This window comes from Marinobacter sp. F4216, from assembly GCF_019931195.1.
Lineage (GTDB): Bacteria > Pseudomonadota > Gammaproteobacteria > Pseudomonadales > Oleiphilaceae > Marinobacter > Marinobacter suaedae.
The window spans coordinates 231,188-244,536 of record NZ_JAIOUO010000006.1 but is presented as its reverse complement, the minus strand read 5'-3'; the positions used below and the strand labels follow the sequence as shown (position 1 = coordinate 244,536).

At 61.4% G+C, this 13,349-nt stretch carries 11 protein-coding genes; 5 read left to right on the top strand and 6 right to left on the bottom strand.

Translation table 11 applies throughout. The features are described 5' to 3' along the window. The first annotated feature begins 193 nt into the window (after window positions 1-193). Window positions 194-1,564: an alanine/glycine:cation symporter family protein gene (locus tag K8I84_RS13155; RefSeq protein ID WP_223795235.1), complete on the top strand. Its 1,371-nt coding sequence runs from the start codon at window positions 194-196 to the stop codon at window positions 1,562-1,564. A 129-nt stretch (window positions 1,565-1,693) separates the two neighbouring features. After that, window positions 1,694-2,347, top strand: a complete 654-nt coding sequence (locus K8I84_RS13150) for a peroxiredoxin (RefSeq protein ID WP_223795234.1) — start codon at window positions 1,694-1,696, stop codon at window positions 2,345-2,347. A gap of 80 nt (window positions 2,348-2,427) precedes the next feature. On the opposite strand, the gene K8I84_RS13145 is transcribed toward K8I84_RS13150, so the two are convergent. The 5 genes from K8I84_RS13145 to K8I84_RS13125 form a co-directional block, all read right to left on the bottom strand. Then, entirely contained in the window at window positions 2,428-3,210 is a 783-nt protein-coding gene (locus K8I84_RS13145) for a MetQ/NlpA family ABC transporter substrate-binding protein (protein ID WP_223795233.1), read from the bottom strand. A gap of 17 nt (window positions 3,211-3,227) precedes the next feature. Further along, entirely contained in the window at window positions 3,228-3,902 is a 675-nt protein-coding gene (locus K8I84_RS13140; protein ID WP_223795232.1) for a methionine ABC transporter permease, read from the bottom strand. Further along, complete coding sequence (locus K8I84_RS13135; RefSeq protein ID WP_223795231.1) at window positions 3,902-4,909, bottom strand: methionine ABC transporter ATP-binding protein; 1,008 nt, start codon at window positions 4,907-4,909, stop codon at window positions 3,902-3,904. Before K8I84_RS13135 ends, K8I84_RS13140 begins: the two co-directional genes overlap by 1 nt. A gap of 284 nt (window positions 4,910-5,193) precedes the next feature. Next, entirely contained in the window at window positions 5,194-5,793 is a 600-nt protein-coding gene (locus K8I84_RS13130; RefSeq protein ID WP_223795230.1) for a hypothetical protein, read from the bottom strand. Between the two features lie 125 nt (window positions 5,794-5,918). After that, window positions 5,919-7,409, bottom strand: a complete 1,491-nt coding sequence (locus K8I84_RS13125; RefSeq protein ID WP_223795229.1) for an amidase — start codon at window positions 7,407-7,409, stop codon at window positions 5,919-5,921. Window positions 7,410-7,461: 52 nt separating this feature from the next. On the opposite strand from K8I84_RS13125, the gene K8I84_RS13120 reads away from it, so the two are divergent. The 3 genes from K8I84_RS13120 (at window position 7,462) to K8I84_RS13110 (ending at window position 10,145) form a co-directional block, all read left to right on the top strand. Beyond that, window positions 7,462-8,592, top strand: a complete 1,131-nt coding sequence (locus K8I84_RS13120; RefSeq protein WP_223795228.1) for a lytic transglycosylase domain-containing protein — start codon at window positions 7,462-7,464, stop codon at window positions 8,590-8,592. After that, a complete protein-coding gene (locus tag K8I84_RS13115; RefSeq protein WP_223795227.1) occupies window positions 8,583-9,347 on the top strand; it encodes a sulfite exporter TauE/SafE family protein in 765 nt (254 codons plus the stop codon). Before K8I84_RS13120 ends, K8I84_RS13115 begins: the two co-directional genes overlap by 10 nt. 99 nt (window positions 9,348-9,446) lie before the next feature. Next, entirely contained in the window at window positions 9,447-10,145 is a 699-nt protein-coding gene (locus K8I84_RS13110; protein ID WP_223795226.1) for a hypothetical protein, read from the top strand. Here K8I84_RS13110 and K8I84_RS13105 read toward each other — a convergent pair. Next, entirely contained in the window at window positions 10,134-12,848 is a 2,715-nt protein-coding gene (locus K8I84_RS13105) for a molybdopterin-dependent oxidoreductase (protein ID WP_223795225.1), read from the bottom strand. The genes K8I84_RS13110 and K8I84_RS13105 overlap by 12 nt on opposite strands. Window positions 12,849-13,349 lie beyond the last annotated feature (501 nt).

Genomic DNA, 13,349 nt, shown 5'->3' with positions numbered 1-13,349 from the left:
ACAACCAGACCCGGGGAGGGTCCGTGCCTATAAACATAGGCAATGCCCTGTAGAAAGGAAAACAAAAAGCCCGCGGATATCCGCCCTGCCGGCGCCCGGGCCGCCGCTGGGTCGGTTTACAGGCAGCGGTTATGACCTACACTCATTGGATTCGGGCAGTTCTGATTCCCACCCTCGACGCCTGGAGATTCCCGTGGACACAATTTCAAACTTCATTTCAGACATTAACGGCCTGGTATGGGGCCCACCCATGCTGGTCATGATTCTGGGCGTCGGCCTGTTTTTAAGTCTTGGCCTGAAACTCATGCCGATACTGAAGCTCGGCACCGGCTTCAAACTGATGTGGCAGGGACGATCGTCCGCTGCCGGGGCTGAGAGCGAGGGTGAAATCCCCCCTTTCCAGGCCCTGATGACGGCCCTGTCGGCGACTGTGGGCACGGGTAACATTGCCGGTGTGGCGACGGCCGTGTTCCTTGGCGGCCCGGGCGCCCTGTTCTGGATGTGGCTGACGGCCCTGGTGGGCATGGCCACCAAGTACTCGGAGGCCGTTCTGGCGGTGCGCTTCCGTGAGGTGGACGAGAAGGGCAACCATGTCGGCGGGCCGATGTATTACATCCGCAACGGACTGGGCAAGAAGTGGGCGTGGATGGGCGTTTTGTTCGCGGTATTTGCCGCCATCGCCGGGTTCGGCATTGGCAACACGGTGCAGGCCAACTCGGTGGCCGATGTCATGGAGGCCAACTTTGGAATGCCCCACTGGCTGAGCGGCGTGATTCTGATGGTGTTGGTGGGAGCCGTGCTGATCGGTGGGATCCGCCGCATAGGTCACGTTGCCAGTGCACTGGTGCCGCTGATGGCGATTTCCTACCTGCTGGCTGGCCTGACCGTTCTGGCGATCAACGTGGCCGAGATTCCCGCCGCCATCGGCATGGTCATCCAACACGCCTTCACCCCCATTGCGGCCGAAGGTGGCTTCGCCGGGGCTGCGGTGTGGGCCGCGATCCGCTTCGGGGTTGCCCGGGGTATCTTTTCCAACGAGGCAGGCCTCGGCTCCGCCCCCATTGCCCACGCGGCAGCACAGACCAGGAACCCGATCAATCAGGGGCTGGTGGCCATGCTGGGCACCTTCATTGACACCATCATCATCTGCACCATTACCGGCCTGGTGATCATCACCTCGGGCGTCTGGACCTCCGGCGTCTCGGGTGCCGAACTCACCTCCATGGCGTTTGCCGAAGCCCTGCCCGGCGTCGGCAATTACCTGGTGGCCATTGCCCTGGCGATCTTCGCCTTCACCACCATCCTGGGCTGGTCGTTTTACGGCGAGCGATGTATCGAGTTCCTGTTCGGCGTCAAAGCCATCGTGCCCTACCGGATTGCGTGGATTCTGGCCATTCCCGTGGGAGCCAGCCTGAACCTTGGTATTGTCTGGCTGATTGCCGACACCCTGAATGCCATGATGGCCCTGCCCAACCTGATTGCCCTGGCATTGCTCAGTCCGGTGGTTTTCAAGCTGACCCGGGAATATTTCGATGCCCAGAGGTCGGTGGGCCAGAGCCAGTAGCCCCCTTGTTTTCACAGTGGGCGAGCCCATGGTGGTTAACAGGAACAGGAAAAACGGACCGGCGCTGTCCCATGGTGCCGGTCTGTCCATTCAGTGCCACTTGAGGCAAACCAAGGAGGAGCACAGTTTATGAGTATACGTTTGGGAGACACCGCACCGGATTTCGTTCAGGACTCCACCGAAGGCCAGATCTCCTTCCATGACTGGCTGGGGGATAGCTGGGGGATCCTGTTTTCCCATCCGGCAGACTTCACTCCGGTGTGCACCACCGAACTGGGCCTGACCGCCAAACTCAAAGACGAGTTTGCCAAACGCAACGTGAAAGCCATCGCGCTGAGCGTGGACCCGGTGGATTCCCACAAGGAATGGATCTCGGATATCAACGAGACCCAGGGCTGCACGGTGAACTTTCCGATCATTGCCGATCACGACCGGAAGGTGTCCGAGCTCTACGACATGATCCACCCGAACGCCAACGACAGCCTGACCGTGCGCTCCCTGTTCGTAATCGATCCGAACAAGAAGGTGCGCCTGACGATTACCTATCCGGCTAGCACCGGGCGCAACTTCAACGAGGTGCTGAGGGTGGTCGATTCACTGCAGCTGACCGAAGACCACAAGGTGGCCACTCCCGGCAACTGGCAGCGGGGTGAAGACGTGGTGATCGTGCCCTCGCTGCAGGACGAGGACGAAATCAAGCAACGCTTCCCGAAAGGCTACAAGGCGGTGAAATCCTACCTGCGCATGACACCGGATCCGAAGGCCAACTGGAGCGGCGACTAAATTCATCCGCGCTTGAACGAAAAAAGCCGGGCGGTGGTTACCGCCCGGCTTTTTTATGCCCGTTCAATCAAGACGCGAACTCAGTTGGCCGGAACCACGGCACCTTCGTATTTGTCCATGATGAACTGCTTCACCTCGTCGCTGGCCAGGGCCTCGGCCAGTTTCTTCATGGCATCACTGTCCTTGTTGTCCGGACGAGCCACCAGGATATTGACGTATGGTGAGTCAGAGCCTTCGATCACCAGGGCGTCTTCCGTCGGGTTCAAGCCCGCTTCCAGCGCGTAGTTGGTGTTGATCAGCGCCAGATCCACCTGGCCCAGGATACGCGGCAGGGTCGCCGCTTCCAGTTCCTTGAAGTCCAGGTCCTTCGGGTTGTCAGCGATATCACGCGGCGTGGCGGTGATCTTGCTGGCGTCTTCCAGGGTGATCAGGCCGGCCTTCTGGAGCAGCAGCAGGGCACGGCCGCCGTTGGTCGGATCGTTGGGAATCGCCACCACGGCACCTTCGGCCAGCTCGTCCAGAGATTCGATCTTGCTGGAGTAGGCGCCGAACGGCTCAACGTGCACACCGGTTACGCTCACCAGGTCGGTACCGCGGCCGGCATTGAATTCGGTCAGGTACGGCTGGTGCTGGAAGAAGTTGGCATCCATACGCTCCTGGGCCACCTGGATGTTCGGCTGGATGTAGTCGGTGAACACTTTCACGTCCAGCTCAACGCCCTGCTCAGCCAGAGCCGGCTTCACGAATTCCAGGATCTCGGCATGGGGAACCGGCGTCGCCGCCACCGACAGCTCCTCGGCGGAAACCGCCGCGGAAAACGTCAGGGTTGCGGCGAATGCGGCCAATGTCTTTTTCACGTTCATGATTCTCTCCAGTGTTATTACTTTCGGCTGAAATAAAGCACCAGACGGTCGCCAACCATCTGCAGCACTTGTACGAAAATGACCAGCAGTGCCACGGTAATGACCATGACATCAGTCTGGAAGCGCTGGTATCCGAACCGGATGGCCAGATCACCCAGGCCACCACCGCCGATGACGCCGGACATGGCCGCGTAGGACACCAGGGTAATGGCGGTCACGGTAATACCGGCAATGATGCCCGGCAGGGCCTCCGGCAACAGGGCACCAAACACTATCTGTTTGACGCTCGCGCCCATGGCCTGGGTTGCCTCGATAATGCCCCGGTCCACTTCCCGCAGGGAGGTTTCCACCAGCCGGGCGAAGAACGGCGCACCACCGGCCACCAGCGGCGGTATGGCGCCGGCCACGCCCAGCGAGGTACCGATCAGCATCACCGTGAACGGAATCATCACAATCAGCAGGATGATAAACGGTACCGAACGCAGCACATTCACCACGAACGACAACACCGCATAGGCCACCGGCTGTTCCAGCAGCTGGCGTTTGCCGGTCAGGAACAGCAACACGCCAATGGGCAGGCCAATGACTACGCTGAACAGCAGGGACATGCCCACCATCACCAGGGTGTCCCAGCTGGCCCAGCCGATTTCCGGCCAGTCCACGTTACTCAACAGTTCCGTCAGCAGTTCCATCAGCGCAATACCTCCACGTGTACATCGGCGGCTTCAAAGGCGCTCATGGCCACATCCAGATCGCCGCCCACCAGCGATAGCGTCAGCTGGCCGTAGGGGCGATCCTTGATGTGGTCGATCCGTCCGGACAGGATGCTGAAGTCCACACCGGCTTCCCGGGCGACCCGGCCCAGCAGGGGTTTGTAGGTGGCATCCCCTTTGAACGTCAGGCGCAGGATACGACCTTCCGCCTTGCTCAGATCTTCCTGAAGCTCGTCCCGATCGATGCTTTCGCTTTCGAAGACAAAGTCTCGGGTCGTCGGATGCTGGGGATGCAGGAACACGTCGCTCACCGGCCCCATTTCCACCACACGGCCGGCGTCCATCACCGCAACACGGTCACAGACACGGCGAACCACGTCCATTTCGTGGGTGATCAGAACGATGGTCAGTCCCAGTTCCCTGTTGATGTCCGCCAGCAGTTTCAACACCGACTGGGTGGTCTGCGGATCGAGGGCACTGGTGGCCTCATCACACAGCAGAATCGTCGGACGGCAGGCCAGGGCCCGGGCGATGCCGACGCGCTGCTTCTGGCCACCGGATAACTGGGACGGGTACTTGTTGGCATGGTCCGACAGGCTTACCCGGGCCAGCAATTCCTGCACCCGTTCAGTGATTTCGGACTTCGAGTAGATGCCCGCCAGCTTCATCGGAAACGCAATGTTTTCGGCCACCGTCTTGGAGGACAGCAAATTGAAGTGCTGGAAGATCATCCCCACCTTGCGGCGGAAGGCCCGGAGATCGGCGGAGCCGTAATCGTTGATGGTTTCGCCATCAATCAGAATGCGGCCACCGGTGGGCCGTTCCAGCAGGTTGATCAGACGCACCAGCGTCGACTTGCCGGCGCCGGAATGGCCAACGATGCCAAACACTTCGCCGGTTTCAATGGTCAGATCAGTCGGATGCAGCGCGGGGATCGCCCGCCCCCCGACCTGATACGACTTCTGTACCTGGTCAAATACAATCACGTTCAGCGCCTTGTGGGTGCAGCGTTAAAAAGGGCAGGGATTATAGACTATTTGGGCACCAAACCTGAATCCGGGCACCGTGTGGAATGTGGGTAGTTGCCCGTACCAGGACCGTTAAACGGGCAAAACAGAAAGGGGAAAGGTGTCCAGGAGGTAAAGACGGGAGCTGCGGACCAGCCCCCGATTTGTCTATTGGGGTTTATCTGCCGGAATTATCCGGCCACCATTCGTAAGAGCCATCCGGAGAACTCGCCGGCCTCTGATGCTGGCGAAACATGCCCTGCCTAGTGCAGGGCGCGCATCTGCCGGGGGTACAGTGCCGCACTCACCTCCGGCTCTTCCAGCAGGTTGGCCAGTTCGCGGTCAACCTCGGTTTCCTCACCTTCTTCCGGCAGCGGCTCGAACAGGGTGCTCAGCCAGCTGGCAATGGAGGGTGCCTCGTCCCGAAGGTAATCGGACGACAGCGCCTTGATGCCGCGGAATCCGATGATGCGCTGGTGCTTGGGATCACGGATCTGCTCGAAGCCCCGCCAGTATACCTTGTCCCGGGTGTGAAGCTGGACAAACAGGGTATCGATGGGCTCCTGCCCATCCGTATCCTCGGCCGCAGCTTCAGTTTCGGCGGCCTTGTCTTTGTCTTTCTGACGGATGGTGGTCCACGCCGGGTAAAGCACAGCGACGGCGTCTGCTTCGACGTGTTCCCGCGCGGCGCGCAGAATCAGCCCCCAGCGGGCTTTGTCGGCATCGGTTTCCAGAGAGTTAATGGGCAGGTCGTAGCTTTGTTCATTGGACAGCACAATCGCCATCATCGGGGCGTCCAGCTCCCCCATGGCTTCGGCTTGTGCAACGGACACCACATCATCGATTGCCATCGGTTGGTTCATAAGACGCTCGCCTCCTCGATGCCATCAGGGTCTGAAGGAAGGAACACCCCTTCCTTATAAACAGCATAGCCTGATACGTACTCAAAGATAAACGTGGAGTTTTGCCGAGCAGATCACAACCCCCGTCAGACAAATTTTTGTTCCAGGCGCTCATAGTGGCCAAACCAGGGCGCGACTTCCTCCAGTTGAGCCGCCAGCTGCAATAGCCGGACCTCGTCTCCATGGGGAGCGCCAAACTGCACGCCCACAGGCAGACCAGACTCGGTCCAGTGCAGAGGAACGGACAGGGCAGGCGTGCCGGTGAGATTGGCCAGCTGGGTGAAGGGGGTACGCGCCAGGCTTTCCATGGCCAGCTGATCCACCTGTCCCGACACATGCAGCAGCTTGCCGGCTCGCAGGGCCAGCATCAGCTTACCGAGCATTTTCAGGGTTGCCGGGGTATCCATTTCGCCGATACGCGCCGGCAACTGACCGGTGGTCGGGCACAGGTACATGTCATAACCATCAAAGAACGCTCCGAGTGCCCGGGCAAAATCGTTCCAGCGCTGACGCCGGCGAACGTACTCGGACAATGGCATGCTGTCGCCCAGCATGGCGATCAGGCGGGTATCCAGCTCGAAGTCATCTTCGTTGGCGCCGAACTGCTCCCTGGCTCGCGCAACCATGGCAGAAACCTCGCCACAATAGAGCCCCAGGTAACTGCGGGCCATGGCCATGCCGTCGAATTCGGGCCGCGCGTATTCCACCACGTGGCCAAGGTTTTCCAGCATTTTCGCGGTGGCTTCAACCGCCTCGACACACTCCGGCGCAACCTCGGTGTCGTAAGGGGACGAAGTAAAGACGCCAATCCGGAGCTGACCGGGGGACTGGTGCAAAAGCTCGGAGTACCGGCCCGGCGGTGGGGCGATAGTGAACGGGTCGCCGGGGGCAGGGCCACTGAGCAGGTCGAGCATCGCGGCGCTGTCCCTGACGGTCCGGGTCACCACATGATCGCTCGATGCCCCGGTCCAGGCCTCGCCAACCTGTGGGCCACTGGAAATGCGCCCCCGTGAGGGTTTCAGCCCCAGCAATCCATTGTAGGCAGCAGGAATCCGGATCGAACCACCGCCGTCGTTCGCCCCCGCCACGGGTACGATGCCAGCCGCCACCGCTGCGCCCGAACCACCACTGGAGCCCCCGGGAGTCAGCTCGGTATCCCAGGGATTGCGGGAAGCGCCCCACAGAGCGGACTCGGTAATGGCCTTGAGCCCGAATTCCGGGGTAGCGGTTCGCCCGAGAATCACCAGGCCACCGTTTTTTACCCGACGGACAAATTCCGAATCCCGGGTCGCTATGTTCTTCGCCAGACCTCGGCTGCCATAAGTGCAGGGATGCCCCTCCTGTTCCTGGGCCAGGTCCTTCAGCAGCATGGGCACCCCGGCCAGAGTCCCTTCAGCAGGAAAGCCCTGCCCCTTGGCCTCGTTAAACTGTGGGTGGCAGATGGTGTTCAGGGTGCCATCCACATGGGTGGCACGTTCGATGGCCGCCTCACATACCTCTCGGGCGCTCACCTCACCGCGTTTCATCAGATCAGCCAGTGCTGTTGCGTCGTACCTCAGGTATTCTGATTGCTTCATGATCAGTTCCGGTTGTTATTGTCTCGCCTGGAATATCAGGGATGGAGCGCGTATGGACCCTAATCGCCTGAGCTTACGACAGCAGAGTCTGTTTTTCATCCTGACCGCCTTGTGGGCGCTGTGTGCCACGGCGGAGTCAGACGTCCCGGACGACTCGGAGCGGGACTGGACCCAGGTCGTGCGCAGCTCACCCTACTGGGTCAGCCAGGGTGTCTACACCAACATTCTGACCATCCGCGACTGGGTCCTTCGAGAGTCGGGCTACTGCTCCGAAAGCGACCGCCACATCCTGTTCGATATGCGCGGGCAGTTTCTGGCCTGGCTCTCCGACAAGGCCACCCGGGAAGCAACCCAGGCCCAGCTCAACGATACCCGGCGCTCCTTGCACCAGGACGAACGGGTTGACACCTGGGTACCGGGGGGCAAAGGACAAACGGGGTATCCCTTCGCACTCTCCTGCGACCAACCCCATGTGGACCTTGATAGAGCCCTGGCCCGCTACCTTGGCCGAGCGCCCGCCTACCGGTTGTGGGGCGCCTGGGACGACCTGGCCTTTGCTTCGTCGGCCGAGCCGGGTTCCCTGCACGACGCGCTGAACTACGTTTACAGCACCCGCGCGGAGCAGCAGCGGATCAACCTCGCACCCGGGCTGCTGCCGCACCTGGCCGGACAGATCCTGATTGAAAGCGGCGGCCAGCAACGCGCCCACTCGGCCGCAGACGCCCGTGGCATCATGCAACTGTCGCCCACGGCGCTGTCCGACTGCCAGATCCGGCCCAAGAACTACTGGCACCGGCTGGCGCAAATCGACTGTGCACTGCGCCTGACCAACCAGAACGCGCGGAACCTGCGACCGGCCTTCAATGAACGCTTTGGCCACCTGCCGGAGCAAAAACGGGAACGTCTGTTTAACTTGTTGCTGATCCAGGCTTACCACGGCGGTGCAGGGCGGGTCACCTCGCTGCTGACCGACCCGCAACTGGGCAAACCCGCCGATTACTTCGCCACCCACCATGGGCGTTTTAGCGCCGGCGATATTGCCTTTGGTATGGTGTTTCATAACCTGGGGCGGGACCGGCTGGGTCTGGCATCGCTGTACTATGTGGCCGATGTGGAACTGGCCATGGAAGCCCTGTGCAAAACACCGGAAATCACCGAGACGGACTTCTGTGCATGGAAGTAAGCCTGTTGTTTCCCGAGGCCCTGAGCCTGCCCATTGCCCTGACCCTGCTTGCCTGTTCTGCACTGACCTCACTGATCACCGCCACCCTGGGGGCGGGCGGCGGCGTGCTGCTTCTGGTGCTGATGGCCGGCTGGCTGCCCCCGGCGGCCATCATTCCGGTCCATGGCATGATTCAGCTGGGTTCCAACGCTGGCCGGGCGGCCATGACCGTCCGACACATCAACTGGCCAGTGATCATCGCCTTCGCACCCGGCGTTCTGGTGGGCACCCTGGCCGGGGCATGGTTACTGGTGGATCTGCCCGAGCCGGTCTGGCAACTGGCCGTGGCCGGGTTTGTGCTCTACCTGTGCTGGGGGCCGCCACTGCCCAGGGCATCCTTCGGTAGCGTCGGCACCTTTCTGGCCTCGGCGCTGACCAGTTTCATCAGCCTGTTCGTGGGTGCAACCGGGCCTCTGGTCGCCGCTTTCATCAAGCAGATTCAACCAGACCGTTTTTCCACCGTTGCCACCTTCGCCACCGCCATGAGCCTGCAACATGCGCCCAAGGCACTGGTGTTCAGTCTGGCGGGATTTGTCTTTCCGGACTGGCTGCCGTTTATCCTGGCCATGATCATCAGCGGCTTTGCCGGTACCTGGATTGGCCTGCACCTGCTCAAATCGTTCAGCAACCGGTGGTTTAACCGGCTGTTCAATCTGGTGCTGACGGTGCTGGCATTGAGGCTGATCTGGCTGGCGAGTGCTGACTGGCTGGCCTGACCGCCACTGCGACTCTCAGAATGTTCATGGTCATCGGCCACCGCTGGCGTTACCCTAGAGCCATACCGTTGTAGACCGTCCAAGCGATAAGCCCGACTCATGAGTACCACTGCCCTACCTGCCCGACAACTCGGTGAACTGATGTGCGAAGTCACCGAGCAGATCCTCTGGCTCCCGGCCGCCAACTGGGTCCGGGAACGGCTTCCAGGCAGTACGCTGGCCTGCCGCACCGGTTCCGGCCAGGCCACTTACCACCGCTTTGATCCCCGGAACAAGCAACACCAGATCACCTATGGCGTGCGGATGATCGAGGCCAAGCATTGCGCCGAATCCGCCCACGGCTGGCTGTCCAGTCGCGAAATCCAGCGCAGGGGGTATTTCGACGGAGAAGTCAGCCCGCTGAACCTGCTGGCCCACACCTGCTGCCACGAGTTCGCCCATCTGCTCCAGCAAAGCGCCGGCAAACGCTTTCGGGGCTCGGTCCATAACCGGCATTTCTACAGCATTCTGGATAATCTGCATCAGAGCGGGGGCGCGGAGGCGGCGCGACAGACCCTGGCCGAAAAGGCCGAACACCACTCGCTGAGACTGTCTGACACGCCCCTGGAACTGCCCGGCCCGGTTCATGGCCACCGGCAGTGGCAGGTCGGAGAACCCATCGTTTTCGGCCAGGAACCAAAGGTCATTCAGGGACGAATTCTGCGGGTGAATCGCAAAACCTGCACGGTGGAGGGCACCGGCGCAGCCAAAGGCGTCCGTTACCGGGTACCTATGCAGATGCTTCGGTCAGTCCGCTAACACCTGATCCCGCACTTCGATCGCCCCGGCGTCACCATGGCCCTCCAGCAGGCTGCGAAGCTCCGGGATACAGGACCCGCAATTGGTGCCACAGCGCAGGGCCCGACCCAGCTCCACCACACTCTTGACCCCCTCGCCCATGGCCCGCGCAATCTGTTTTTCGCCCACCTGAAAGCAGCTGCATACCAGCGCGCCATGGTCTTCCAGGTCGACGGTGCGGCCCGCCAGCAGGTACCTGCGTTGATCGTCATTCAGACAGTCTGCACTGAAGCACTCATCCAGCCAGGCCAGATCGGGCAACCCGGAAGACCGGGGATCAACCATGAGCACCGCCTCCAGCCGGCCCGAAACGATCAACGCCGCACGGTAGCGTCCGGTGGTCGCGTCGTTGACGAAGACTTGTGGTCGATCGCCCAGCCAGAGTTCCGCCTCCCGATGCCAGTCCACCGGCTGAACTCCCGCCACCCACCAGCTGTCGCTATGGGCCATGGTCTGCCGGGTCCAATAGCTATCCGGACTCACCTGTTCCGGATGCCAACCACTGCCGGCCCGGCGCATCACCCGTGCCTGCCACCGCGTTGCCACCGGCGCAATCCGGGCCACCCCATGCTTGCTTTCCGGCTGCCCGGAAATGGGGTCGGTCACGGACTGCATGAGCTGCGAGGCGATCCCCTTGGCGGTGTACTGCTGGTTCCAATGAATGGGCACAAACACCTCTCCGGGGCGCTGGTCCCGGGTCACTCTGACCCGCCCGACGAAGGGATAGGGCGTTTCCCCCGTCAGGCTGGCCAGTTCACCGTCTGCCAGTTGATAGCGACGGGCATCCTCCGGGTGGACATCGATAAAGGGTTCGGAGCGATGGTTCAGCAAGCGGGGCGCAAGGGCCGTCCGGGTCATGGTATGCCACTGATCCCGGATGCGCCCGGCGTTCACAATCAGGGGAAGCTCCCGGGAGGGCCGCTGGTCCGGCAGGACGGTGTCCACGGGCACAAAGCGCGCCCGTCCGTCGGGCGTGGAATACTCGCCGTCCGAATACAGTCGTTCGGTTCCGGTCAGACGACCGGCCGAATCCATCTGCACCGGCCACTGAACCGGCACCAGCTGGTCATAGCTGGCCGGAGATAATCCGGCCATGACGCCGATATTAAATCGTCGCCGCCCTCCGTTGGTCGACGCGGACAGGGCGGACAGAGCCGCGTGCTCCCGGAAGATGTCCACAGGCCCGCGGTAGGCAAAAGCATTGCCCCAACCCAGAGTTCTTGCCACCGAACTCATGATCCACCAGTCCGGACGAACCTGTTCCGGCAAAGGCAGAAAGGCCCGTTGCCGTGAAATACACCGTTCCGAATTGGTAACCGTGCCATCCTTCTCTCCCCAGCCAGCAGCGGGCAGAAGGATGTCAGCGTAAGCTGTCGTGTCTGTCTCAGCCATGCAATCCGACACAATGACGGTCTCACAGCCCGCAAGCGCCTCACGTACACGTGAGGAACGGGGCAGACTGACAGCCGGATTGGTACCCATAATCCAGAGTACCTTGATGTCACCCCGGTGCACGGCGTCAAACAGATCCACAGCTTTCAGGCCGGGCCCCTCCGGAATGGCGTTGCAGCCCCAGAACTGGCCAAGCCGTTCCCGTGCTCCGGAGGTGTCGTAATCCATGTGTGCGGCCAGCGTGTTGGCCAGTCCGCCCACCTCCCGGCCACCCATGGCATTGGGTTGCCCGGTGAGAGAAAACGGGCCGGCGCCCGGCAGGCCGACCCGGCCCACCGCCAGATGACAGTTGATGATAGCGTTGCCTTTATCGGTGCCCGCGTTGGACTGATTGATGCCCTGGGAAAAACCGGTCACCGTCCGGGGTGTTTCGGCAAACCAGCGGTAAAATTGCTCGACCTCGGCTTCGGGGAGATCGCATTGCCGGGCCGCCTGCGCCACCGAGGGCGCCGATTGCCGGGCCGCATTGAGGGCGCCGTCGAAACCCCGGCAATGGCTGGCAATGTATGCTTTGTCCACCGCGCCTGCCTGCCACAACCAGACCAGCAGACCATTGAACAGGATGGCATCGGTGCCGGGCCTCAGTTGCAGGTGCAAATCGGCCAGATCGGCGGTTGCGGTGCGCCGGGGATCAATAACGACCACCCGGCGCCCCTCCCGGGCCGAGGCATCCATTCTCTGGTACAGGACCGGGTGGGCCCAGGCGGCATTGCTGCCGGTCAGCACCAGCAGATCCGCGATTTCCAGATCCTCATAACAGCCGGGCACACAGTCCTCACCAAACGCACGCTTGTGGGCGGCTACCGCCGACGACATGCACAGGCGGGAGTTGGTATCGACATGGGGTGTGCCGATAAATCCTTTCGCCAGTTTGTTGGCGACGTAATAGTCTTCAGTCAGCAACTGCCCCGACAGATAAAGGGCCACCGACCCCGGACCGTGCTTCGATACCGCCTGCTGAATCGCCGTTGATACCGCTTCGATGGCCTCCGGCCAGCTGGCGTCCTGCCCATGCACCCTCGGGGCCAGTAATCGCCCCGATGGCACCAGGGTTTCGTGCAGGGCCGAGCCTTTCACGCACAACCGGCCTTTATTGGCCGGATGCCGCTCATCCCCGGCCACGCCGTCGGCCCTGGCCTTCACCCCGCATCCCACGCCGCAGTAGGGGCAAGTGGTCTGGGTCGGGGCCGTAAGCGAATCCTTGGTATCCACGGGGAGTCTCCTGAAAAACGCAAAAAGCCTGTACTCCTGCATCCTTTCTATCGAATGCAAAAGCACAGGCTTCGTCGCCGTCGTTACATTGTTAGCGAAACGGATATCCGTTTTCTTGAGTAAGTATTAGCAATAAAAGGGCCATGGTGAACCGCACCGACGGTTGCTGCCTTACGCACACCATCACTCCCCGCGAACGTGGGCCAGCACTGGCCTGCCCGGCCAACGGCAACTTGCCATGAGCCGGCGTCACCGACAACGACCACTCGCCTGGTCAGATACGCAGCCTCAGGTCAGTGCAGAGCCCCAGGGTCTTGCACCAAAAACAAACACACTGTCCGTGCCCAACCAACCACTGGCCCGGAACAGAAAATGTTAACCCCTGTTTTTACTGAATTTATTATGAGTGGCACGGTGTGTGCTGGTGTGTGCTGACGGTAAAGTGACGAGCAAACACAGCATAAAGAACGGAGCACCTGTACAGCACAAAGCTCCACAGGC

Coding starts and splice junctions, on each gene's coding strand:
- K8I84_RS13140 (WP_223795232.1), bottom strand. CDS start 3,902: ATGGAACTGCTGACGGAACTGTTGAGTAACGTGGACTGGCCGGAAATC.
- K8I84_RS13110 (WP_223795226.1), top strand. CDS start 9,447: ATGAGTACCACTGCCCTACCTGCCCGACAACTCGGTGAACTGATGTGC.
- K8I84_RS13115 (WP_223795227.1), top strand. CDS start 8,583: ATGGAAGTAAGCCTGTTGTTTCCCGAGGCCCTGAGCCTGCCCATTGCC.
- K8I84_RS13145 (WP_223795233.1), bottom strand. CDS start 3,210: ATGAACGTGAAAAAGACATTGGCCGCATTCGCCGCAACCCTGACGTTT.
- K8I84_RS13120 (WP_223795228.1), top strand. CDS start 7,462: ATGGACCCTAATCGCCTGAGCTTACGACAGCAGAGTCTGTTTTTCATC.
- K8I84_RS13125 (WP_223795229.1), bottom strand. CDS start 7,409: ATGAAGCAATCAGAATACCTGAGGTACGACGCAACAGCACTGGCTGAT.
- K8I84_RS13150 (WP_223795234.1), top strand. CDS start 1,694: ATGAGTATACGTTTGGGAGACACCGCACCGGATTTCGTTCAGGACTCC.
- K8I84_RS13130 (WP_223795230.1), bottom strand. CDS start 5,793: ATGAACCAACCGATGGCAATCGATGATGTGGTGTCCGTTGCACAAGCC.